This is a genomic window from Streptomyces sp. NPDC058534, from assembly GCF_042717365.1.
Taxonomy (GTDB): Bacteria; Actinomycetota; Actinomycetes; order Streptomycetales; family Streptomycetaceae; genus Streptomyces.
This window is the reverse complement of the sequence record NZ_JBHXNW010000050.1, coordinates 18,320-41,089: the sequence shown is the minus strand read 5'-3', so window position 1 is coordinate 41,089 and position 22,770 is coordinate 18,320. Positions and strand designations below refer to the sequence as shown.

Genomic DNA, 22,770 nt, shown 5'->3' with positions numbered 1-22,770 from the left:
GCTCCTCGGTCAGTGGTCCAGCGGCATGGTGGCCGTCCGGGTGGCGGGGTCGAAGTCCCAACCGGGGACGATCGAGGGGATGTCGACGGTGGCGGTGACCGTCACCTCGTCGCCGCCGTACGAGGGCGGACAGTCGGTGCCGTCCGCCAGCCAGCTGCTGACGGCCGCCGCGCAGGCGCCCTGGGCGCTCTCCTGGAGCGAGGCGCTGCGGGCCCCGGCGCGGGCGGCCGTGCCGGCCTGCTGGGCGGTGTAGGCGATCAGGCCCAGCTGTACGACGGCCATGCCGACGATGATCAGGATCGGGAGGAAGCCGAGGTACTCGATGGCCGCCTGGCCCCGGTCCCTGTCCCGGCCCCAGCCGCAGTTCCGGTCCCGGTCCCTGACCCTGCCCCTCCCGCGTCGGCACATGGAGTACGCCATCTCAGTCGTCCTCCTCCTCGACGGCCCCCGCGTGCCCGTGCACCGTGAACGGGAAGCTGACGGTGCCCGGGAAGAGGATGGGGACCTCGATGCGCACGTCGGCGGTGACGTAGCCGCCCCCGGTGCCGCAGTCCACACCGGCGCCCCCCTCCCACGCGCCCGGCAGCTTGTCCCGGCCCGCCTCCTGGCAGGCTCCCTGCCTCGCCCCCCGGTCGGCCGCCGTGGCCGCCCGTACCGCCTCGTCCGCAGCATTACCCGCGAGGGTGTACGTGTATCCCACGAGAACGAGCTGCCACAGCACCACCAGCGTGGCGACGATCGCCGGAATCATGCCGAGGAACTCGATGGTCACCTGACCGGAGTCCCGGCGCCTGGTCCGTAACCCGCTCATCCCGCACCGTCCCTCCGGCGCCGGAAGCTCGCCGCACCCCGGTCGCCGCGGAAGCGGCCGTGGCCCTTGCGGGCCTCCTCGGGGGCGCTGACCAGGCCGAGTTCGCCGGCGAGGGCCCACAGGGCCTGTTTCACCGTGCTCCGGGAGTCGAGTTCGTGGACGCGGCCGGCGTCCACGGCGCCCTGGAGTTCCTTGAAGTTGGCGGGGACGGCGGTGCCCGCGATCGCGGTGCCGGTGATCCGCTGGATCAGCGGGGGCTGGATCTCCGTACCCCGCGTGTGCCGGTTGACGACCACGGTCGTCTCCTCCGCCTTGCGGATCTGGAGCCGGTCCCACATCCGCACCGCCCGCTTGGCACCCCGTACGGCGACCACGTCCGGGGTGGTGACCAGGAGCGCGGTGTCGGCCATCTCCACGGCGGCCGCGCCGGCCCCGCCGAGCTGGGCGCCGCAGTCGATGACGACGACCTCGTAGCGGGAGCGCAGGGCGCCGACGATCTGGCGGGCGGCGCGGTCGGTGACCTCCTCGCCGCGTTCGCCCTCGGCGGGGGCCAGCAGCAGGGCGAGGCCGCTGTCGTGCCGGAAGACGGCGTCGGCCAGGACACGCGGGGAGAGGTCGGTGATGGCGGCGAGGTCGGCCACGGAGCGGCGGAACTGGACGTCCAGGAAGGAGGCGACGTCGCCGGCCTGGAGGTCCATGTCGAGCAGTGCGGTGGGCCGGCCCGACGCCTGTGCGGCCAGGGCCAGTTGGATGGCGGTGAGGGTGGTGCCCACGCCGCCCTTCGCGCCGCTGACGGTGACGACGGTGCCACCGGCGCCGGTGAACACGTCGCCGCCGCTGCCCAGGTGCCGGCGTACGCCCACCGACCACTGGGCCACCGCCTGGACGCGGCTGGCGAGTTCCTCGTAGCCGAGCGGGAGGGCGACCAGGCCGCGGGCGCCGTAGTCCATGGCGGCCTGGAAGAGGCCGGGGCCGGGGTCGGAGGTGACGAGGATGACGCCGACGGCCGGGAAGCGGAGGGCGACCTCGCGGATCAGTTCCAGGGCCGGCACCGGGCCGATGCGCTCGTGGACGATCACGACCTCGGGCAGTTCGTCGACGGACTCGGCGGCGAGGCGGGCGAGGGTGTCGACGAGCTGGGTGGAGTCGGCCACCGGGGCCACCGGCTCGGCGTCCGGGAGCTGGCTGAGCAGGGTCGTGATGGACCGTACGGCGTCCGCGTCGCCGACTGCCGGGAGGATCCTCGTGGCCATACGGGCTCTCACTTGTCCTTCGCGAGTTCGTACGTCCGGTCCTTGTCGGGGACCGTGGTGTCGCTGCCGGGCGCGATCAGCGCGAGGCGGACGCGCTGGGCGAACGACTCGGCGTAGGTGATGCGCTGGGCGTCGATGGTGGACAGTGCGAAGGTGATGGGGACGGCGTCGGTGGGCTCCCGGTCGCGGCTGTTCTCGTCGGGCTCCAGCGAGGTGAGTTCGCCGACGTCGATGACCCGGGCGTTGGTGACGATGATCTTGGACTGGGCGGGGTCGCCCTCACGCGCGCCCTCGAAGGTGGCGTACACGTTGACGGCGGAGCCCGGCGTGATCTTGCCGGCCACACCGGTGGCCGCGTCGATCATGATGGCGACCTCCTGCTGCCCGGGCCGCAGGGCGGGCTGGTCGACGATCATGTCGGTCTGGAGCAGCGAGCCCGCCTTGAGCTTCGTCACGGCGATCTTGCCGCGGACCTGGGCGAGGTCGGTGACGGCGTTCTTCGACAGCCAGCGCTCCGGCATCTGGATCTTCTCGAACTGCCCCTCGCCCAGCGGCGTGTAGGGCTCCACGTCCGACTTGAGCCGGTACGCGGCGACCTCCGGTCCGACCTTGGACTTCACGTCGTTGACGACGGACAGCACGCCGGCGAACGCGCCGAGGGCACAGAGGACGGAAAGGATCAGCAGGATGATGCCGCGGCGCTGACGGGAGTTCATGGGCCGTGCAACCTCATTGGGGGAATCGGTCGGACCGGATCGGATGGCGGTGCGGACGGAGCGCTGGGGACCTACCCGGTGAGGGCCCGTCTCTCACGGCGGCGGCCGAGGGCGGGATCGCGGCGGTGGCCGAGGGCGGGATCGGTGCGGCGGCCCAGGGCCTTGGCGCCGGGGGCGTCGTAGACCGGCGGCGTGGCCGAGCAGAACACGCAGCGATCGCCGATGACGTCGATACCGCACCAGTGGCAGACGCTCTGCCGCACCGAGGTGACCAGTTGGTAGAGGACCGAGAGGTCGGGCAGGTAGGCGCAGAACTCGGTCAGCCGGCCGGTCCCCCACCAGCCGGGCGACTCGGCGGGCAGCGGCATCTCGCGCAGGCCCTGCACGCGCCAGGACGGGGCGAGGGTGCCGGTGACCCAGTCGGCGGGGTGCTGCCCCTTGGCGACCAGGAGCCAGGTGCCGAACTCGGGTCCGTCCAGGCCCGCTTCGGGTCCGATCTTCACCAGTTGCGGCACGGGGTGGGCGACGACCCCGAACTGGCTGCCCGGCATCCAGGATCTGGCGTGCGTCTTCAGGCCCACCGGGACGTGGTCGAGCCGGGCGACGGAGCCGAGCAGGGCGCCGGCGTGGATGTAGTGGGTGAGGAGGCGGCCGGCCGAGGCGAGGACGCCGGGGCTGAGGTCGCAGGAGGCCAGCTGGCGCAACTGCCGTGCCAGCACGGCGAGTCCGAGTGGTGGCAGGGACGGCCGGAACAGGGCGATGCGGTCGCTCTCCAGAAGGCCGCGGACGGTGTGCAGCCGTCGCTCCACACCCGCCGGGGCGGCCTGCGAGCACACCACGATGACGTGCCCGTGCTGGTCGAGGAGGGACTGGAACTCGGCCAGCACGTGCGCCAGGGGACGCTGGTCGACGTCCTGGAGCACGAGCGCGGGCAGGGTCCGTTCGTCCTGCGGCGGCAGTGCCATGTCGGCACTGGTCACGGCAATGGCAGTTGGCACGCGCGGCTCCCCGTCTCCCATGCCCGTCGGTCCGCCGGCGTTGCCCCGGCACACCCGGATGACTTCACTGCGTGACTACCCGAGCACTGTATCCACGCGTCTGTGACCGGAGAACAGCGTTTCTCCAGCTGTGGAACAACTTATGTTGCACAAGGTGCGGCAAAACGGGGCAGGTTGAGCATTTTCGCGAGGCGACGAGGCTGGTCCGGACCTACCTCTTGACACCTCAATTGGTCTGGACCAACTTGTACATCAACGTCCCCACTCCCCCACCGGAGGCCCCAGTGGAGCCCGTACGCAGACCGCTCGGCAGACGGCCCGGCAGACGGCTCGGCAGACGGCTCGGCAGACGGACGAGGTTCTGGGCGGGAGCCGTCACCGCCGCGCTCGCCCTCTCGGTCACGGCCGTCGGCCAGGCGTCCGCCGCCGACGTCAACAACGCGAAGAACGCCGGCTTCGAGGCCGGACTGTCCAACTGGACCTGCTCCGCGAACAGCGGTACGACCGTCTCCTCCCCCGCACGCACGGGCTCCGCCGCACTGAAGGCCACGCCGGCCGGGCAGGACAACGCCCGCTGTGCGCAGACCGTCGCGGTCAAGCCCAACTCGACGTACAGACTGACCGCGTGGGTGCAGGGCGGGTACTCCTACCTGGGCGTGACCGGCACGGGCACGACGGACGTGTCCACCTGGACCCCGGACTCGTCCTCCTGGAAGCAGCTGACGACGAGCTTCACCACCGGCTCCTCGACGACCTCGGTCTCGGTGTACACGCACGGCTGGTACGGGCAGTCGGCCTACCACGTGGACGACCTGTCCGTCTTCGGCCCCGACGGAGGCGGCGGCACGGACCCCGACCCCACGGTCCCGTCGGCCCCGGCGGGCCTGAGCGTCTCCGGTACGACGTCCTCGACGGCGTCGCTGGCCTGGAACGCGGTGTCGGGCGCCACCGGGTACAACATCTACCGCGGCGGTACGAAGGTGACGGCGGTGACCGGCACGTCGGCGACGGTGACCGGCCTCGCGGCCTCGACGTCGTACTCCTTCCAGGTCACGGCGACCAACGCGGCCGGTGAGTCCGCGAAGTCGGCGGCGGTGACGGCCCGCACCACGGAGCAGGGCGGCGGCGGGGGCGGCGACCTGCCCAAGCACGCGGTGACCGGCTACTGGCAGAACTTCAACAACGGGGCGACGGTCCAGAAGATCTCCGACGTGCCGGCCGCGTACGACATCATCGCGGTGGCCTTCGCCGACGCGACCACGACGCCGGGCGCGGTGACCTTCAACCTCGACTCGGCCGGGCTCGGCGGCTACACGGTCGACCAGTTCAAGGCGGACGTCCGCGCGAAGCAGGCCGCCGGGAAGAAGGTCATCATCTCGGTGGGCGGCGAGAAGGGCACCGTCTCGGTGAACGACTCCACCTCCGCGACCAACTTCGCGAACTCGGTGTACGCCGTGATGCAGGAGTCCGGTTTCGACGGCGTCGACATCGACCTGGAGAACGGTCTCAACGCGACCTACATGACGCAGGCCCTGCGCGCGCTGTCGGCGAAGGCGGGCCCGGACATGATCCTGACGATGGCCCCGCAGACGATCGACATGCAGTCCACCTCGGGCTCCTACTTCCGTACGGCGCTGAACGTGAAGGACATCCTCACGGTCGTCAACATGCAGTACTACAACAGCGGCACGATGCTGGGCTGCGACGGCAAGGTCTACGCCCAGGGCACGGTGGACTTCCTCACCGCGCTGGCCTGCATCCAGCTGGAGGGCGGCCTCGACCCGTCCCAGGTCGGCCTGGGCCTCCCGGCCTCCACCCGCGCGGCGGGCGGCGGCTACGTCGCCCCGTCGGTGGTCAACGCCGCCCTGGACTGCCTCACCAAGGCGACCAACTGCGGCTCCTTCAAGCCGTCGAAGACGTACCCCGCGCTGCGCGGCGCGATGACCTGGTCCACGAACTGGGACGCGACGGCGGGCAACGCGTGGTCGAGTGCGGTGGGGGCGCACGTACACGGCCTCCCGTAGGGGCGGCTGATCCGGCTCGAGCCCCTGGCGCACGGTGCGTCAGGGGCCTTCCACTTGCCGCGCCCCTGCGGCAGGACGGGAGGCCCGTCCCGCGCCGACGGCCTATGCGAAGTGACTACGTCGTCAAGGCGCCCCGTACGCCGCCGCGCTCGCCCTCGGCAGTGTCGCCCACATCCGCGTGCTGCCGCCCTGCTCCCTCGCCTCGCCGAAGCCCCGTGTGCCGTCGCAGGCGCGGCATACGCAGGCCAGGACGCGGAGCGCTGCGCGGCGGCGGGTGTCGCAGGCTGTGGCTGCGGTAGGGCGCCGGGTGTCGCGACGTGGCTACTGTTCGATGAGGGCCCGGACGTCCTCCGGGCGCTGCCCGGCGGTGACGGCGCAGCCCACGCTCACCGGTGAGAACACGGCCCGGACCCCGCCTTCGGGGTCCGGCTGCCCCTCCTGGGAGAAGGCGCCGCTCGGCAGACCCCAGTAGCCGTCGAGCCAGACCGCGCAAGTGTCCTCGCCGGTGGGGCAGTGCGCACGGACCCGGTCGGCCAGCGGCACTCCCATGGCACGGTCGTTCAGCGTGAGCCGGATGACATCGCGGTCGCCTTCGTCATCCGGGTCGATCCCGACCGCGCCGGCGATGATCCCCAGGCGCTTCGGGTCGAAACGCATGACCACCGGCAGCCGTACGAGTCGCTGGGGAGTGGTGTCCGCGGCCTCGTTGAGCCAGCCCAGCAGGGGGCCGGAGGGAGAGACCGGTGGTCCGGGGACGAAGGTCCGAGGGGGCTGGGACTCGGGCATCGGCATGGTCACGAGATATCCATCGCGTCGTCATCGGCCGTCACGGGTGCCGCCGCCGTCACACCCGAGGCGCCCGTCACGTGAGTGCGCTCGGCACCCTCGCGGGTGGTGTCCGGGTGATTCCAGACCCAGTGCTTGCCGCCCGCGGCTCTGCGCGCTTCGTTGATTCCATCATGGACCATCTCCGGCTTCGCGTCTCCCGCCTTCAGCACCTTGTCCAGCACCGGGCGCTCCACCTGACTGACACACCACAGCCACAGCTGGTCGTCCGACCAGGCAAGCACGTCGGACAGTTTCGAAGTGGCGACCTGCTGCAGGCCCTTCAACACCGCCTCGCCCTTGTCGACTGAGGCGTCCAGGGCTATGCCGGCCTGCCCCAGCTTGGCCCCCAGCGAGTCGAGCGTCTGCCCCTTGAAGTCGTTCAGGCTCCACTTGGCGACCTTTGCACCAGCCGCGTTGAGTCCGATCAGACCTTGGAGGACGTTGACGGTGTCGGCGCCGTCCGCGTCCATCTCCTCATCCACGTTGATCTTCGACCGGTCGTCGGTGTAGGCGAAGTGCTCGTCCCACAGGCACGCCTTCGCCTTGGTGGGCCACGGGTCCGCGACGGCCCACTCGTGATCCTGCTCGTTGTTGGATCCGATGAGAACGAAGGCGTGGTCGAGACCGGCTGTCGATGCCTTGCGGAGGTGCTGGCCCGGTGCGAACTTACGCAGGTACGCGAACGCGACCGCGGCGTTCTCGCCGCAGTTGCCGCCGTGCGCCCAGCCCGCCTTCGCCGCGGTCAGGTCGCTGGGGCTGGGCTGACCAAGGACCCGGCTCAGGTCCCAGAAGGCGTTCTCACGCATGACCGCCATGCGCATGGCCGAGTTGAACAAGGTCGAAGCCAGGGGGTCCTGCTGATTCCCGGAATTCTGGATGGCATCCGACTTCACGTAGTTGACCGCGGCAGTCGCCTTCCCGAGGCGGGCCTTGGCCGTGGCGGACACCGTGCGCTCCGCGGGCGCCCGCTGGACGACCCGGACCGCGGGCGCTCGCTGCACGATGCCGTGACCGCAACCCGCGCCGTGCCGGTGCTCCGCCTGAGCCCAGGAATGTCCCTCCTGGCGAAGCCTCTGTACGACTGCGGCGTTGCCCGCGGCGCTCTGCAACGCGGGCAGGCCACGGAGCGGAGCGCCCGCTCTGCCCGCGGAGGCGCGGTCCGTCGTGCGGTCTTGACCGGCGTTGGACCTTCCAGCCTTGCCATGAGCGTACATAGATCCTCACCACGCGAGAGTGCAATGCATCCTATGTACGCGCTACTTGGCGGCACGGCCAGGTACCCGGGGGCAGCATGGGGAGGACTTCGGGGCAGTACGTGAGGAAGCGGCCGGCTGCCTAGAAGAACTCCGACCACGGCTGGTCCCAGATCTGCTTCACGCACAGGACCAGGAACAGCAGCCCGGCGACGGCGAGCATGCCGTTGCTCAGCCAGCCGTTGCGCCACTCGCGGGGTGTGCGGGTGGAGTTGAGCAGCCACAGCAGGGTCAGGGCGAGGAAGGGCATGAAGGCGGCGCCCAGGACGCCGTAGATGATGATCAGGCGGAAGGGCTCGTCCTGGAAGAGCAGGACGATGGGCGGGAAAGTGAGCCAGAGCAGGTATGCGCGGAACGGCCAGGAGCGTTCGCGGCGGCCCGAGGCCAGTTCGTCGCCGCGTGCCTCGCGCTCGCCCCGCTGCCGGGCCAGGAAGTCGGCGAACATCAGGCTCACGCCGTGCCAGACGCCGATCAGGGAGGTGAAGGAGGTGGCGAAGAAGCCGATCAGGAAGAGCTTGCCCGTGGCCGTGCCGTACTCCTGCTCCAGGATGTCGCCGAGCTGGATCAGGCCCTTGTCGCCGCTCGCGATCGCGACGTTCGCCGAGTGCAGCAGTTCCGCGCCGACGAAGAGCATGGCGATGACGAAGATGCCCGTCGTGGCGTACGCGACCCGGTTGTCCAGGCGCATGACCTTCATCCAGCCGGTGTTGGTCCAGCCCTTGGCGTTGACCCAGTAGCCGTACGCGGCCAGCGTGATGGTGCCGCCCACGCCGCCGATCAGGCCGAGGGTGTTGAGGACCGAGTCCTTCTCGTCCGGGAGGACCGGGAGGAGGCCGGCGAAGGCGTCGCCGAGGTTGGGGGTGACGCGGATCGCCAGGTAGACGGTCACGACGAACATGACGCCCACCAGGACCGTCATGACCTTCTCGAACACGTTGTACTTGTTGAACCAGACGAAGACCAGTCCCACCAGACCGCAGGCGATGCCCCACCATTCGAGGTCCATCACGCCCGGGAAGAGGGCTTGGAGCGGCAGGGCACTGGACGACATCGCGGCCGCGCCGTAGACGAAGCCCCAGATCACGGTGTATATCGCGAAGAACCACGTCGTCCAGCGGCCGAGGCTCGCCCAGCCCTCGAAGATCGTGGTCCCGGTGGACAGGTGCCACCGGCCGCACGCCTCGGCCAGGGAGATCTTGACCAGGCAGCCGATGACCGCGGCCCACAGCAGCGTGTAGCCGAAGTTGCTGCCCGCGATCAGGGTGGCCACGAGGTCGCCGGCGCCGACCCCGGTCGCCGCGACGACGATGCCGGGGCCGATGTAGCGCCAACTGGACTTACGGGGGGCCGAGTCGGTCCCGCCCGCCGCGCCTGTGTCTCTGGTGTTGCCCGTGATGTCCGCCATGAAGGTCAAGAAAGCTCATGGTCGCCGGTCGGACAAGAGGGCGTGCGCGGATCTTCACCCGATGCGCTTACTCCTCGGCGTCCGCCGCGGGCTTCCCGTCGGACTTTCCGTCGGACTTCCCGTCGGACTTCCCGTCGGACTTCCCGTCGGACTTGGAGAGCGACGTCGCGCCGGGCTTCGGGGCGGCCTTCGCCTCGGACTTCGCGTCCGGCTCGGCGTCCTCCTTCGCCTCGGACTCGGGATCGGCCTCGGCCTCGTCCTCCGCCTCGTCGTCCTCGAAATACGCGTCCAGGACCTCGTCCAGGGCGGACTCCCACTCCGCGAACCGGCTCCGGGACGTCGCCTCGATCTCGATCGGGTACCAGCGGCGGTCCGACGTGTGCACCGTGACGGTGAACCGCTTGCCGAAGCGGCCCGTCTCGGTCTCCACGGCTCCGACCTCGTCCCAGCGGAACTCGCAACTCTGGTCGTCGAGGGAGAGACGTACGCCCTTGTGGTCCGCGATGATCCGGGCGCGGCGGTCGGCGGCCTCGAAGACGGGGCCGTCCACGGGGGCCGCCGCCTCCTCGCCGGGTTCCGCGGACTCCTCGGCGGACTCCCGGGCGGGCGGTACGGCGTCCGTGACGCCGTCCGCCTCCACCTCGGTCTCCGCGCCCGCGCCCGCGCCCGCGTCCGTCTTGTCGCGTCTCACGTCCTCCGGCTCACCGGACACGGGCGCGGTGAGCCCGGGGATGAATGCCGGGTCGAATCCGGCGCCTTCCAGGGGCTGGCTGCTCGATCCTCTGCGCTGCTCCACATTGGGCAGTATGGTCGACAAACCTGTGCCGGAGACAGTCGGCCCCAACTTCGTTATCAGACGCCTACACGAACAGGCTCAGTACCGCCGCGACCGCGAAGCCCGCCAGCGACAGCACGCTCTCCAGGACGGTCCACGTCTTCAGGGTGTCCCGTTCGCTGATGCCGAAGTACTTGGCCACCATCCAGAAGCCGCCGTCGTTGACGTGCGAGGCGAAGATCGAGCCCGCCGAGATGGCCATGATGACCAGGGCGACGAACGCCTGCGAGTGGTCGCCCTCCGCGAGCAGCGGCGCCACGATGCCCGCCGTCGTGACGATGGCCACCGTCGCCGAGCCCTGGGCGACCCGCAGCACCAGGGAGATCAGGTACGAGAGGACGATCACCGGGAGGCCGACGTCGTTGAAGGTGTCGGAGAGGGCCTGGGCGACGCCGCTGCCCTTGAGGACGGCGCCGAAGACCCCGCCCGCGCCGACGACCAGCAGGATGTTGCCGACCGGCTTCAGCGAGGCCGTCGAGACGGTCTCCAGGGACTTGCGGGACCAGCCGCGCCGGATGCCGAGCAGGTAGTAGGCGAGGAGCAGGGCGATGGTCAGAGCCACGAAGGGGCTGCCGAAGAACTCGATCACCGAGCGGAGCGTGGACGGGTCCAGGGCGATGGAGGAGAAGGTCGCGGCGAGGATCAGCACCAGCGGGGTGCCGATGATGCCGATGACCGTGCCGAGCGCGACCGGGCTCTCGTGCGGGGCGACGCCGGACTCGCGCTGCTCGGCGATGACGGCCTGCTTGGCCTCGTCGGCCGCCTCGACCATGTCCTGCGGTACGGCGACGAAGATGCGGCGGCCGATCCAGGCGGAGAACACCCAGGCGGCGAGTACCGCGGGGATGCCGCAGACGATGCCCATGAGGATGACCCAGCCCAGGTCCACGTTGAGCAGTCCGGCGGCGGCCACCGGGCCGGGGTGCGGTGGCAGGAAGGCGTGGGTCATGGAGAGGCCGGCCAGCAGCGGCAGGCAGTAGAGCAGGACCGACTTGCCGGAGCGCTTGGCGGCGGCGTAGACGATGGGCGCGAGGACGAAGATGCCCACGTCGAAGAAGACCGGGATGCCGAAGATCAGGCCGGTGAGGCCCATCGCGAGCGGGGCGCGCTTCTCGCCGAAGAGGCCGAGCAGGCGGGAGGCCAGCACCTCGGCGCCGCCGCTGACTTCGAGGATCGCGCCGAGCATGGTGCCCAGGCCGACGATGATGGCGACATGCCCGAGGATGCCGCCCATGCCGGACTCGATGGTGGAGACGGCGTCCGACTTCTGGACGGTGCCGAAGAGTTCCGTGACCGAGAGGCCGGCGAGGAGGCCAACGGCTATGGAGACGGCGAGCAGCGCGACGAAGGGCTGCAGCCGCACCTTGATGATCAGGAAGAGCAGCAGCACGATGCCGATCGCGGCGACGGTCAGCAGGCCCGCCGTGCCGTCGATCAGAGTGAGCAGACCGCCGGTGTGCGGTGGGGTCTCGGCGGCGGCGAGCTGGAGGGACACATGGGACATTCGGGGGTCCTCTGGCTAAACACATGGTGCTTTCGGGCAGGGCGGGGCGCGGCACGGCGCCCCCTGGGGGCGGGGAGCGCCGTGCCGTGCGACAGGCGGTTCGGGAACGCGGAAGACCGAAGGTGCGGGTCAGCCCAGGACGGCGAGCGCGTCGATCTCGATGAGCAGGCCCGCGGGCAGGCCGACGTAGACGGTCGTGCGCGCGGCGGGCGGCTGGGTGAGGCCCTGCTCCGCGAAGTACGCGTTGTAGATCTCGTTCATCTCGGCGAAGTGGTCCACGTCCGTGAGGTAGACGCGGATCATCATCACGTCGTCCCAGGAGGCGCCGCCCTCCTCCAGGATCGCCTTGACGTTGGCGAGGGTCTGGAGGGTCTGCTCGCGCAGGGTCGGGCCGGCCGGGGTGGGGGCCTTGCCCTCCTCGTGGGGAAGGAAGCCGACCTGGCCGGCGACCTGGAGGATGTTGCCCTTGCGGACGCCGTGGGAGAACTTCGCCGGCGGGGTGGTGTGGGTGGCCGGGGTGAGGGCGATCTTGTCGGTCATGTGGTGACTTCCTTGACTGGGGTCCTGCCGGAGTACTCGCCGCTGATGGCGTCCGCCGTACGGCGCACCAGCGGGAGCAGGGTGAGGAGTTCGTCGGCGGTGACGACGACGTTCGGTGCGGAGACCGACATCGCGGCGACCACCCTGCCGTCGGCGCCCCGGATGGGGGCGGCGACGCAGTTGATGGACTCCTCGTGGCCACCGAGGTCGGTGGCCCAGCCCTGTTCGCGCACCTTGGCCAGCTCCTTGAGGAAACCGTCGGCGTTCGGTGTCGAACGGGCCGTGTACATGGGGTAGTCGAGCTCTTCGACCACGGCTCGGCGCTCGTTCTCGGGGAGGTCGGCGAGGAGCAGTTTGGCCACGGCCGCGACGGTGATGGCGACGGGCTTGCCGATCCGGGAGTACATGCGGACCGGGTAGCGGCTCTCCACCTTGTCGATGTAGAGGACCTCGCCCTCCTCGTGGACGGCGAGGTGGACGGTGTGTCCGACCTGCTCGTTGAGGCGTACGAGGTGGGGGTGGGCGATCTCCCGGACGTCGAGGTTCTCCATCGCCTCCTGGGCCAGGGAGATGAGCCGGGCGCCGAGGCGGTAGCGCTGGTCGGACTGGCGGTAGACGAAACCGTGGTCGTGCAGGGTGCGCAGGAGGCGCAGCGCGGTGGACTTGTGCACGCCGAGGCGGTCGGCGACCCGGCCGAGGTCCGCGGGGCCCTCGGCGAGCAGCGGCAGGATGCTGAGCGCGCGGTCGACGGTCTGACTCATGGTGTGCGTGCCTCCTCGTCGGCCCTGTCGCCGGCCTGGGTCCAGCCGGGGCCGAGTCGCAGTGTCCCCCACGCGGTGTCGTCGAGGGCGGCGAGGCGGTCGGCGTGGTCGCGGGCGGGGGGTGTGGCGAGGTCGCCGGGGACGGTGAGGGCGGCGGCGGCCATGAGGTGGCCGTGGCGCAGCCGCTCGCGCACGGGCAGTCCGCGCAGGGTGGCGGAGAGGAACCCGGCGGCGAAGGCGTCGCCCGCGCCGACGGCGGCGACGACGTCGACGGTGAGGGCGGGGACGGAGGTGACGTCGGTGCCGTGGAAGGCGGTGGCGCCGGTCGCGCCCTGTTTGACGACGAGGACGCCGGGCTCGGGCAGCGCGGCGCGCACGGCCTCGGGACCGCCCAGGCCCCACGCCTCGTCCTCGCCGACGAAGACGATGTCGGCGCCGCGGGCCAGTTCGAGCAGTACCTCGGGGCCGTCCCCGGCGTCGCGCCACAGGCCCGGGCGGTGGTTGACGTCGAACGAGACGAGGGGGCGGCCGGGGCGCCGGGCGGTGAGTTCGCGCATCAGGCCGAGGCAGTCGGCGGAGAGCGCGGGCGTGATGCCGGACACGTGCAGGACGCGTCCGGAGCGGATCGCGTCGAGGTCCATGGTGCGGACGGACATCGCGGAGGCCGCCGAGCCCGCCCGGTAGTACGCCACCTCGTGGGCGTCGGTGGCGCGGTCGCCGGCGGTGCGGAAGTAGATCCCGGTCGGGCGGTCGGGGTCCCGGCGCACGAGGGAGACGTCGACGCCCCAGGCGCCGATGGCCTCGACGAGGTGGTCGCCGAAGCCGTCGGCGCCGACCCGTCCTGCCCAGCGCGTGGCGTGCCCGGCGGCGGCGAGCACGCAGGCCACGTTGGACTCGGCGCCGCCGATGGCACGGTCGAAGGAGGGGACGTCGGCGAGGCGCCCCGGCCGCGCGGGCAGGAAGGTGACCATGGACTCGCCGAGCGCGACGACGTCCACGACGTCGGGGGCGGTGCTGGTGGGTCCGGTGGCGGTCACGATGGTGGGGGCTCCCTTGCGGCTCTGCGGCTCTGCGGGTCTACGGCTCTCGCGGGTCTCGGGGGATCCGTTGACCCCGCGTTGGCCGAGATGTTAGACACCAGTAAGCGACATACGCAATGACCGTTGCACACAATGCAACAGAGCATGCAACACTGCGACTCATGGAGGCTCCATGGCCCTCGACACCGGCACCGATGCCCTCGCCCGTCTGGCCGAGGAGCACGTCGACCACCGCTTCAAGGGCCTCCCGCCGGACGCCGACGGCCTGACCGTCGCCGAGCTGGCCGGCCAGCGCCGCAACCTCTTCACCGACGGCTTCGCCACCCCCGTGCTCGCCCTCTCCGCCGAGCGCCTGGAGCACAACCTCGCGCTGATGGAGACCTACGCGGCCCGGCACGGCCTCGCCTTCGCGCCGCACGGCAAGACCTCCATGGCCCCGCAGCTCTTCCACCGCCAGATCGAGCACGGCGCCTGGGGCATCACCCTGGCCGTGCCGCACCAGGTGCGGGTGGCGCGCGCCTTCGGCATCGGGCGGATCTTCCTCGCCAACGAACTGGTCGACGCCGCCGCCCTGCGCTGGATCGCTTCCGAGCTGGACGCCGACCCGGACTTCCGCTTCGTCTGCTACGTCGACTCCGTGCGCGGCGTCGAGCTGATGGACGCGGCGCTGACCGACGCGGGGGCCGCCCGCCCGGTGGACGTCGTGGTCGAACTGGCCGCCGGTGCAGGGGCCCGGACCGGGGCGCGCACGGAGGCGGACTGCGCGGCCGTCGCCGACGCGGTGGCCGGTACCCGGACCCTGCGGCTGGCCGGGGTCGCCGGGTACGAGGGGGAGGTGCCCGAGGCCGACCCGGAGCGCGTGCACGCCTGGCTGCGGCGGCTGGTCGCGCTGGCGGTGGACTTCGACAAGGCCGGACGGTTCGGCGCGGGCGGCCTGGACGAGATCGTGCTGAGCGCGGGCGGCAGCGCCTGGTTCGACGCGGTGGCCGACGTGTTCGCCGAGGTCCCCGGCCTGTCCCTGCCCGTACTGAAGCTGCTGCGCTCGGGCGCCTACGTCTCCCACGACGACGGGCACTACCGGGAGGTGACCCCCTTCAACCGCGTCCCCGCCGAGGGCACCCTGGAACCCGCGTTCCGGCTGTGGACCCAGGTGGTCTCCCGCCCCTCCCCCGAGCAGGCCTTCACCAACGCGGGCAAGCGGGACGCGGCGTACGACCTCGACCTGCCGTTCGCCCAGGTGGTACGCCCCGCGGACGGCGGGCCCGAGCGCCCGGCCACCGGCATCACGGTCAGCGGCCTGTCCGACCAGCACGCCTGGCTGCGCACCGCCCCGGAGGCGGAGCTGGCGGTCGGGGACTGGCTGGGCCTGGGTCTGTCCCACCCCTGCACGTCCTTCGACAAGTGGCAGCTCATCCCGGTCGCGGAGGCGGACGGGACGGTCGTCGAGTACATCCGCACGTTCTTCTAAAAACTCCGGAAAGGGGAGCGGGACATGGAAGAGCTGGTCATCCGGGACGCGGACGTCGTGGACGGCTCAGGCGCCGACTCGTACCGCGCGGACGTCGTGGTCGACGGCGGCCGGATCGTCTCGATCGTCAAGGAGGCGGCCGACGCCGGCTGCCAGCGCCCCCGGGCCCGCCGGGAGCTGGACGCCGAGGGCCTCACCCTGGCCCCGGGCTTCATCGACATGCACGCCCACAGCGACCTGGCGCTGCTGCGGGACCCCGACCACAGCGCCAAGGCCGCGCAGGGCGTCACCCTGGAGGTCATCGGCCAGGACGGGCTGTCGTACGCGCCGGTCGACGACCGCACCCTCGGCGAGGTGCGCCGCGCCATCGCCGGGTGGAACGGCGCCGGCGACGACATCGACTTCGACTGGCGGTCGGTCGGCGAGTACCTGGACCGGCTCGACCGGGGCATCGCCGTGAACGCCGCGTACCTGATCCCGCAGGGCACGGTGCGCGCTCTCGCGGTCGGCTGGGACGACCGGGACGCGACCGACGCCGAGCTGGAGCACATGCGGCGGCTGGTCGCCGAGGGCATGGAGCAGGGCGCGGTCGGCATGTCGTCCGGGCTGACGTACACGCCCGGCATGTACGCGAAGGACGCCGAGCTGACCGAGCTGTGCCGGGTGGTGGCCGGGTACGGCGGCTACTACTGCCCGCACCACCGCTCCTACGGCGCCGGGGCCCTCCAGGCGTACGAGGAGATGGTGGAGCTGACTCGGGAGGCGGACTGCCCGCTGCACCTGGCGCACGCCACCATGAACTTCGGCGTGAACAAGGGCAGGGCCCCCGAGCTGCTGACGCTGCTCGACGAGGCGCTGGCCGCCGGGGCCGACATCACGCTCGACACGTACCCCTACACCCCCGGCTGCACCACCCTCGTGGCGATGCTGCCGAGCTGGGCGAGTGAGGGCGGCCCGGAGCAGATCATGAAGCGGCTGTCGGACGACGACACCGCCGAACGCATCCGGCACCACATGGAGGAGATCGGCGCCGACGGCTGCCACGGCGTGCCCATCGAGTGGGACCGGATCGAGATCTCCGGCACCGGCGACCCGGCGCTCGGGGAGTACGTCGGCCGTACGGTCATGGAGTCGGCCGCCCAGCGCGGCGAGGCCCCGTGGACGGTCGCCCGGAACCTGCTGCTGGCCGACCGGCTGGCCCCGTCCATCCTCCAGCACGTCGGCCACGAGGAGAACGTGCGCGCGATCATGCGGCACCGCGTCCACACCGGCGGCTCGGACGGCATCCTCCAGGGCAGCAAGCCGCACCCGCGCGCCTACGGCACCTTCCCGCACTACCTGGGCCACTACGTGCGCGAGCTGGGCGTGCTGCCCCTGGAGGAGTGCGTGGCCCACCTCACCTCGCGCCCGGCCGCCCGGCTGCGGCTGCCGGACCGGGGCCTGGTCCGCGAGGGGTACCGGGCGGACCTGGTGCTCTTCGACCCGGCCACGGTCGCGGCGGGCAGCACCTACGAGAACCCGCGCGTGCTGCCGACGGGCATCCCGTACGTGCTGGTCGACGGGCGGTTCGTGATGGCGGAGGGGCGGCGGACGGACGTGCTGGCGGGACGGTCGGTGCGGCGGAGTTCCCGGTGAGGGACGAAACCCGCCCATACCGTGCGTCTCAAGTGGCGGATAACACGACCCATGGAACGTAACCGGGTCGTAAGCTCACGGACATGCAGGTGATCCAGTCGACCAAGCTCGCCAACGTCTGTTACGAGATCCGGGGCCCGGTGCTCGAGGAGGCGATGCGGCTGGAAGCGGCCGGGCACCGCATCCTGAAGCTGAACACGGGCAACCCGGCGGCCTTCGGCTTCGAGTGCCCGCCCGAGATCCTGGAGGACATCCTCCGCAACGTCTCGACGGCGCACGGCTACGGCGACGCGAAGGGTCTGCTGGCCGCCCGCCGTGCGGTCGTCATGCACAACCAGACCCTCGGCATCGAGACGGACGTCGAGCACGTCTTCATCGGCAACGGCGTCTCCGAGCTGATCGTGATGGCGATGCAGGGGCTGCTCGACGACGGCGACGAGGTCCTCGTCCCGGCGCCCGACTACCCCCTGTGGACGGCCGCCGTCTCGCTCTCCGGCGGCACGGCGGTCCACTACCGCTGCGACGAGCAGTCCGACTGGATGCCGGACCTCGCCGACGTGGAACGGAAGATCACCGACCGCACCAAGGCGCTCGTGATCATCAACCCGAACAACCCGACGGGCGCGGTCTACGACGACGCGATGCTGCGCGGCCTGACCGACATCGCGCGCCGGCACAACCTGCTGATCTGCTCCGACGAGATCTACGACAAGATCCTGTACGACGAGGCCACGCACACCCCGACCGCCGCGATCGCCCCCGACCTGCTCACCCTCACCTTCAACGGCATGTCGAAGGCGTACCGGGTGGCCGGGTACCGGGTCGGCTGGATGTCGGTCTCCGGTCCGCGCGCGCACGCCGAGTCCTACATCGAGGGCCTGACCGTGCTGGCGAACATGCGGCTGTGCGCCAACATGCCGGGGCAGCACGGCGTGGTCGCGGCGCTCAGCGGGCGGCAGACCATCAAGGAGCTGGTGCTGCCGGGCGGGCGGCTGCGGGAGCAGCGGGACGCCGCGCACGCGGCGCTGACCAGCATTCCGGGTGTGACCTGCGTGAAGCCGAAGGGCGCGCTGTATCTCTTCCCGCGGCTCGACCCCAAGGTCTTCAAGATCAAGGACGACCGGCGGATGGTCCTGGACCTGCTGCGGCAGGAGAAGATCATGGTCGTCCAGGGCACCGGCTTCAACTGGCCCGAGCCGGACCACTTCCGGGTGGTGACGCTGCCCACGGCCGGTGACCTGCGCGAGGCGGTGGACCGGATCGGGAACTTCCTGGAGGGCTACAGCCAGCCCTGAACCCTCTCAACTTTAGATTGAATCCAATGTAGGATGGCTTCCTGGAGCAATCAGGAGGCCGTCCCATGTACGAAGCGATCCGCGGCAAGTCGGTCCACAGCACGACGGCCGGCACCACCTCCGACTTCCCCCACCGGTCCCGGGAGGAAGAGCTAGACATCCAGCTCGCCGGCCACCTCGCGGCCCTGCTCGCCGTCACGGACGAGCTGCGCGCGCTGGCCCCCGCCGCCGACCTGGACGCCGCGGCCGAGCGGCTCGCCGAGCAGGTGACCCGGCTGCGCGGCGGCCGGGCGCCGGTCCGCGTGCCGGTGACCGCCGCCCACCCCGAGCCGCACCCGGCGGCCCTGCACCGCCGCGCGCACACGCTGGCGGGCCGGGCCCTGGTGGTCGCGGCCTCCCGCGCCGACACGGCGGCCGCGATCCTGACCGCCGAGCGCATCGACGGGCACGCCGCCGCGCTCGCCCCGGGGTACGCGTCGGCCTCGTAACGTACGCCGAAGGGCCGGGTCCATCGCACGCCGTTGTGCGGGGACCCGGCCCGAGCGGGGTGTCCGCCCGGCTCCAGGACATCGAGCTACAGGAGCGGGAAGAACCCCATCGCGGCCGGCTTTCGTGACGACTTCACTGGTCAGGGCTAGTCGAACCGGCCGCGAAGCGGGGAGGCGGGAGGTCAGCCCAGGCGCTGCACCAGCGCCCGGTACTGGTCCCACAGCTCGGTGGGCGTGTGGTCGCCGAAGGTGTTGAGGTGCTCGGGCACGAGCGCCGCCTCCTCGCGCCACACCTCCTTGTCGACGCTGAGCAGGAACTCCAGGTCGGCGTCGGCGAGGTCGAGGCCGTCGGTGTCGAGGGAGCCCTTGGCCGGCAGCACGCCGATCGGCGTCTCGACGCCCTCCGCGCGGCCCTCCAGTCGCTCCACGATCCACTTCAGGACGCGGCCGTTCTCACCGAACCCGGGCCAGACGAACCTGCCCTCGTCGTCCTTGCGGAACCAGTTGACGTAGTAGATCTTCGGCAGCTTGGACTGGTCCTTGTCCTTGGCCACGTCGACCCAGTGCCCCATGTAGTCGCCCATGTTGTAGCCGCAGAACGGCAGCATGGCGAACGGGTCGCGGCGCAGCTCGCCGACCTTGCCCTCGGCGGCGGCGGTCTTCTCGGAGGCCACGTTGGCGCCGAGGAAGACGCCGTGGTTCCAGTCGAAGGACTCGGTCACCAGCGGTACTGCGGTGGCGCGGCGCCCGCCGAAGAGGATCGCCGAGATCGGCACGCCCTTGGGGTCCTCCCACTCCGGCGCGATGATCGGGCACTGCGCGGCGGGGGTGGTGAAGCGGGCGTTGGGGTGCGCGGCGGGCGTGCCGGACTCGGGCGTCCAGTCGTTGCCCTTCCAGTCCGTCAGGTGGGCGGGCGTCTCCTCGGTCATGCCCTCCCACCACACGTCGCCGTCGTCGGTGAGCGCGACGTTGGTGAAGACGGAGTTGCCCCACAGGGTCTTCATCGCGTTGGCGTTGGTGTGCTCACCGGTGCCGGGCGCGACGCCGAAGAAGCCGGCCTCGGGGTTGATGGCGTACAGGCGGCCGTCCTCGCCGAAGCGCATCCAGGCGATGTCGTCGCCGATCGTCTCGACCGTCCAGCCGGAGATCGTGGGCTCCAGCATGGCGAGGTTGGTCTTGCCGCAGGCGGACGGGAAGGCGGCGGCCACGTATTTGGGCTCGCCGGTGGGCGGGGTCAGCTTCAGCACCAGCATGTGCTCGGCCAGCCAGCCCTCGTCGCGGGCCATGACGGAGGCGATGCGCAGGGCGTAGCACTTCTTGCCGAGCAGGGCGTTGCCGCCGTAGCCGGAGCCGTAGGACCAGATCTCGCGGTCCTCGGGGAAGTGCGAGATGTACTTGGTGCTGTTGCAGGGCCAGGGGACGTCCTCCTGGCCCTCGGCCAGCGGGGCGCCGAGGGTGTGCACGGCCTTGACGAAGAAGCCGTTGTCGCCCAGTTCGTCCAGGACCGGCTGTCCCATGCGGGTCATGGTGCGCATGGAGGCGGCGACGTACGCGGAGTCGGTGATCTCCACGCCGAGCGCGGAGAGCGGGGAGCCGAGGGGGCCCATGCAGAAGGGCACGACGTACATGGTCCGGCCGCGCATCGAGCCGCGGAACAGGCCCTTGTCACCGGTGAAGATGGCCCGCATCTCGGCGGGGTCCTTCCAGTGGTTGGTCGGGCCGGCGTCCTCCTCCTTGGCGGAGCAGATGAAGGTCCGGTCCTCGACGCGCGCGACGTCGGAGGGGTCGGAGGCGGCGTAGTAGGAGTTGGGCCGCTTGATCGGGTCGAGTTTGCGGAAGGTGCCCTTCGCCACGAGCTCCCCGCACAGGCGCTCGTACTCGGCCTCGGATCCGTCACACCAGACCACTTCGTCCGGCTGGGTCAGTTCGGCGATCTCGTTCACCCACGAGATCAGCTCCTGGTGATTGGTGGGGACGGGGGGAGCAGCGATGTCGCGCGCCACGATTGCTCCTAGATGAGGGGTTTTTGGTTGGAGGCCCCGTGGGGGCTGCGACCCGGACGCGTGACGTTGACCTCTTGGGCGCTCATCCGGTGTCGACCGCACTCATTTGATCATCCGACGGGATCGCCCATCTGTCCAGAGGGCGTCACACATGAGCGGAGTGAGGATCGCCACGTGCACGCGGCGGGAATGCGGGGAACGGTGCCCCGTGAGACGATGGCCACTCGCCGTTCGTCGTACGCCCGTACTGATGCGTAACTTACGGAACCGTAGGTACGATGCGCTCATGACTGCGTCCGTCCCCGACGAGCCCAGGGACACGCCGGCCGCCGGCCGCGGCCCCGTGGCGATCTCCCTGCCGCATCCGGTCAAGCCGAAGCTGCGCGGCTGGCTGCACCTCGCCATGTTCCCGGCCGTCCTGGTCGCGGGCCTGGTGCTCACCGCCCTCGCCGAGTCGACCCAGGCCCGCGTCGCCTGCGGGATCTACGTCCTGACAGCCTGTCTGCTGTTCGGCGTCAGCGCGCTCTACCACCGGGGCAACTGGAGCCCACGCATGGACGGCGTGCTGCGCCGCCTGGACCACGCCAACATCTTCCTCATCATCGCGGGCACCTACACCCCGCTCACGATGCTGCTGCTGCCCGGCGCCAAGGGCGAGTGGCTGCTCTGGGGCATCTGGGCGGCCGCCGCGGCCGGCATCGTCTTCCGCGTCTTCTGGGTCGGCGCCCCGCGCTGGCTCTACACCCCCTGCTACCTCGCCATGGGCTGGGCGGCCGTCTTCTACCTGCCCGAGTTCATGCGGGCCGGCGGCATCGCCGTCCTCGTCCTGGTGATCGCGGGCGGCCTGCTCTACAGCGCCGGCGGTGTGATCTACGGCCTCAAGCGCCCCAACCCCTCCCCCCGCTGGTTCGGCTTCCACGAGGTCTTCCACTCCTTCACCCTGGCCGCGTTCATCGCCCACTACGTGGGGATCTCGCTGGTCGCCTACTAGGGCGGCCGGCGGCACGAGGAAGGTCCACCGGGTGAACGGTCCCGAGATCCGCGTCGAGTTCGCTCCCGAACTGCACCTGTTCGTGCCGCGCGCCCGCCCCACCGGGGCCGCCCGCGCCACCGCCGACGGGGTCTCCACCCTCGGGCACGTCGTCGAGTCCCTCGGCGTCCCGCTGACCGAGGTCGGCGCCCTCCTCGTCGACGGCCGCGAGGTCCCGCCCGGACACGTCCCCGCGGGCGGCGAGTCGGTGCGCGTACGGGCCGTCGCGCACCCCCAGGAGGTGCCCGGCGCTCCCCTGCGCTTCCTGCTCGACGTCCACCTCGGCACCCTCGCCCGCCGGCTGCGACTGCTCGGCGTGGACACGGCGTACCAGTCGTCGGACCTCGGCGACCCGGCACTCGCCGCGCTCTCGGCGGCCGAGCGGCGGGTCATGCTCAGCCGCGACCGGGGCCTGCTGCGCCGCCGCGAGCTGTGGGCCGGCGCCTACGTCTACAGCACCCGCCCCGAGGAACAGCTCCAGGAGGTCCTGGCCCGGTTCCGGCCCGAGCTGCGCCCGTGGACCCGGTGCACCGCGTGCAACGGACCGCTGACGCCGGCCACCAAGGACGAGGTGGCCGACCAGCTCAAGGGCGGCACCGAGCGGTCGTACGACGTGTTCGCGCGGTGCGGTGACTGCGGGCGCGCGTACTGGAAGGGCGCCCACCACGACCAGCTGGAGGCCATCGTGGAACGCGCCCTCACCGAGTCCGGGCGGGAGAGCTAGGGTCTGTCGTTTGGATCAGGCCGGCTGAGACGCACTGCGCCCTTCAACCCACCCGAGCGGGGCGTGGTGCGTGCAGCTGCAAGGCGGCTGGGGGCACCTCCCACGCCTTTAAGGCAGTGGGGGAGTGCGTGCCACGCCCCGCGAAGCCGGCATGATCCA

Annotated in this window: 21 protein-coding genes; 7 read left to right on the top strand and 14 right to left on the bottom strand. The window is 71.1% G+C overall.

Translation table 11 applies throughout. The features are described 5' to 3' along the window. Positions 1–9: 9 nt before the first annotated feature. The 5 genes from ACFWR9_RS27390 to ACFWR9_RS27370 form a co-directional block, all read right to left on the bottom strand. Positions 10–408 (bottom strand): TadE/TadG family type IV pilus assembly protein, encoded by a 399-nt coding sequence (locus tag ACFWR9_RS27390; RefSeq protein WP_383846572.1) that lies wholly within the window; start codon positions 406–408, stop codon positions 10–12. Between the two features lie 13 nt (positions 409–421). Further along, positions 422–811 carry a TadE/TadG family type IV pilus assembly protein gene (locus tag ACFWR9_RS27385; RefSeq protein ID WP_383846543.1) on the bottom strand — a complete coding sequence of 130 codons (390 nt, stop codon included), beginning with the start codon at positions 809–811 and terminating at the stop codon, positions 422–424. Further along, entirely contained in the window at positions 808–2,064 is a 1,257-nt protein-coding gene (locus ACFWR9_RS27380; RefSeq protein WP_383846542.1) for a CpaE family protein, read from the bottom strand. The genes ACFWR9_RS27385 and ACFWR9_RS27380 overlap by 4 nt, the downstream gene beginning before the upstream one ends. Before the next feature lie 8 nt (positions 2,065–2,072). Next, positions 2,073–2,780, bottom strand: a complete 708-nt coding sequence (gene cpaB / locus ACFWR9_RS27375) for a Flp pilus assembly protein CpaB (RefSeq protein WP_383846541.1) — start codon at positions 2,778–2,780, stop codon at positions 2,073–2,075. Between the two features lie 71 nt (positions 2,781–2,851). Beyond that, positions 2,852–3,799: a hypothetical protein gene (locus ACFWR9_RS27370; RefSeq protein WP_383846540.1), complete on the bottom strand. Its 948-nt coding sequence runs from the start codon at positions 3,797–3,799 to the stop codon at positions 2,852–2,854. A 263-nt stretch (positions 3,800–4,062) separates the two neighbouring features. Here ACFWR9_RS27370 and ACFWR9_RS27365 point away from each other — a divergent pair, with 263 nt between their 5' ends. Continuing rightward, on the top strand, positions 4,063–5,802 hold the full coding sequence (locus ACFWR9_RS27365; protein WP_383846539.1) for a chitinase: 1,740 nt from the start codon (positions 4,063–4,065) through the stop codon (positions 5,800–5,802). A gap of 321 nt (positions 5,803–6,123) precedes the next feature. Here the strand turns inward: ACFWR9_RS27365 and ACFWR9_RS27360 are convergent, their stop codons facing one another. The 8 genes from ACFWR9_RS27360 to ACFWR9_RS27325 all read right to left on the bottom strand — a co-directional run bounded on the left by ACFWR9_RS27360 (position 6,124) and on the right by ACFWR9_RS27325 (position 13,965). Next, positions 6,124–6,600 (bottom strand): hypothetical protein, encoded by a 477-nt coding sequence (locus ACFWR9_RS27360; protein ID WP_383846538.1) that lies wholly within the window; start codon positions 6,598–6,600, stop codon positions 6,124–6,126. Continuing rightward, a complete protein-coding gene (locus ACFWR9_RS27355) occupies positions 6,597–7,577 on the bottom strand; it encodes a hypothetical protein (protein WP_383846537.1) in 981 nt (326 codons plus the stop codon). The genes ACFWR9_RS27360 and ACFWR9_RS27355 overlap by 4 nt, the downstream gene beginning before the upstream one ends. 388 nt (positions 7,578–7,965) lie before the next feature. Beyond that, on the bottom strand, positions 7,966–9,288 hold the full coding sequence (locus ACFWR9_RS27350; RefSeq protein WP_383846536.1) for an Nramp family divalent metal transporter: 1,323 nt from the start codon (positions 9,286–9,288) through the stop codon (positions 7,966–7,968). Between the two features lie 67 nt (positions 9,289–9,355). Further along, complete coding sequence (locus ACFWR9_RS27345) at positions 9,356–10,084, bottom strand: hypothetical protein (RefSeq protein WP_383846535.1); 729 nt, start codon at positions 10,082–10,084, stop codon at positions 9,356–9,358. Between the two features lie 64 nt (positions 10,085–10,148). Next, entirely contained in the window at positions 10,149–11,627 is a 1,479-nt protein-coding gene (locus ACFWR9_RS27340) for a GntP family permease (RefSeq protein WP_383846534.1), read from the bottom strand. 129 nt (positions 11,628–11,756) lie between these two features. Then, positions 11,757–12,167, bottom strand: a complete 411-nt coding sequence (locus tag ACFWR9_RS27335; protein ID WP_114532128.1) for a RidA family protein — start codon at positions 12,165–12,167, stop codon at positions 11,757–11,759. Continuing rightward, positions 12,164–12,928, bottom strand: a complete 765-nt coding sequence (locus tag ACFWR9_RS27330; RefSeq protein WP_383846533.1) for an IclR family transcriptional regulator — start codon at positions 12,926–12,928, stop codon at positions 12,164–12,166. Before ACFWR9_RS27330 ends, ACFWR9_RS27335 begins: the two co-directional genes overlap by 4 nt. Next, complete coding sequence (locus ACFWR9_RS27325) at positions 12,925–13,965, bottom strand: sugar kinase (RefSeq protein ID WP_383846532.1); 1,041 nt, start codon at positions 13,963–13,965, stop codon at positions 12,925–12,927. Before ACFWR9_RS27325 ends, ACFWR9_RS27330 begins: the two co-directional genes overlap by 4 nt. 175 nt (positions 13,966–14,140) lie before the next feature. On the opposite strand from ACFWR9_RS27325, the gene ACFWR9_RS27320 reads away from it, so the two are divergent. The 4 genes from ACFWR9_RS27320 to ACFWR9_RS27305 all read left to right on the top strand — a co-directional run bounded on the left by ACFWR9_RS27320 (position 14,141) and on the right by ACFWR9_RS27305 (position 18,854). Beyond that, positions 14,141–15,436 (top strand): alanine racemase, encoded by a 1,296-nt coding sequence (locus ACFWR9_RS27320; RefSeq protein WP_383846531.1) that lies wholly within the window; start codon positions 14,141–14,143, stop codon positions 15,434–15,436. A 24-nt stretch (positions 15,437–15,460) separates the two neighbouring features. Next, positions 15,461–17,071 carry an amidohydrolase family protein gene (locus tag ACFWR9_RS27315; RefSeq protein WP_383846530.1) on the top strand — a complete coding sequence of 537 codons (1,611 nt, stop codon included), beginning with the start codon at positions 15,461–15,463 and terminating at the stop codon, positions 17,069–17,071. Positions 17,072–17,154: 83 nt separating this feature from the next. Further along, positions 17,155–18,366, top strand: a complete 1,212-nt coding sequence (locus tag ACFWR9_RS27310) for a pyridoxal phosphate-dependent aminotransferase (RefSeq protein ID WP_383846529.1) — start codon at positions 17,155–17,157, stop codon at positions 18,364–18,366. Positions 18,367–18,431: 65 nt separating this feature from the next. Further along, complete coding sequence (locus ACFWR9_RS27305) at positions 18,432–18,854, top strand: hypothetical protein (protein WP_383846528.1); 423 nt, start codon at positions 18,432–18,434, stop codon at positions 18,852–18,854. Between the two features lie 182 nt (positions 18,855–19,036). Here the strand turns inward: ACFWR9_RS27305 and ACFWR9_RS27300 are convergent, their stop codons facing one another. Then, positions 19,037–20,857 (bottom strand): phosphoenolpyruvate carboxykinase (GTP), encoded by a 1,821-nt coding sequence (locus ACFWR9_RS27300; RefSeq protein WP_383846527.1) that lies wholly within the window; start codon positions 20,855–20,857, stop codon positions 19,037–19,039. A 286-nt stretch (positions 20,858–21,143) separates the two neighbouring features. Here ACFWR9_RS27300 and ACFWR9_RS27295 point away from each other — a divergent pair, with 286 nt between their 5' ends. Next, on the top strand, positions 21,144–21,848 hold the full coding sequence (locus ACFWR9_RS27295; protein WP_383846526.1) for a hemolysin III family protein: 705 nt from the start codon (positions 21,144–21,146) through the stop codon (positions 21,846–21,848). Positions 21,849–21,879: 31 nt separating this feature from the next. Next, entirely contained in the window at positions 21,880–22,611 is a 732-nt protein-coding gene (locus ACFWR9_RS27290; RefSeq protein ID WP_383846525.1) for a Mut7-C RNAse domain-containing protein, read from the top strand. Positions 22,612–22,770: the final 159 nt, after the last annotated feature.